This is a genomic window from Bradyrhizobium sp. 18BD, assembly GCF_054185225.1.
The window spans coordinates 1-434 of sequence record NZ_JAVAYL010000276.1; the positions used below are offsets into that span (position 1 = coordinate 1).

The 434-nt window shown below is 69.4% G+C and carries 1 protein-coding gene; it reads left to right on the forward strand.

The genetic code is table 11. The features are described from left to right. Nucleotides 1-397, forward strand: a 397-nt coding sequence (locus RAD16_RS41450) for a substrate binding domain-containing protein (protein WP_458163743.1), incomplete at its 5' end; no start/stop codon positions are given. Between the last annotated feature and the right edge of the window lie 37 nt (nt 398-434).

Consider the following 434-nt stretch of genomic DNA (forward strand, 5'->3'; position numbering starts at 1 on the left):
CGCGTCGCCCGACTATGTCGCGCGTCGCGGTCTGCCACGCACGCCCGCGCACCTCGAGAAACATGACTTGCTCGCCTATAGTGGAAGCGACGATCGGACGAGCTGGCGCGTCACGCCGCTGCGCGGGGCACCCGTCACGATCCGGCTCGACGGCCCGCTGCGCATCGACGCGATCACCGCGCTGCATGCCGCCGTGATCGCCGGGCTCGGCATCGCCGCATTCCCGCACCATACGGTGCGGGGCGACATCACGCACGGGCGGCTCGTGCCCATCCTGCCCGGCCATACGCTGGCGAAACGCCATTACTACGCGCTGTATCCGAAATCCCGGCATGTACCGCCCAAGGTGCGCGCGTTCGTCGATTTCGTCGCAACGCTTTACGACGCGCACGCATGACGCGGCGGCGCGTTCGCGCCTGCCGCGCCGTTCAGGC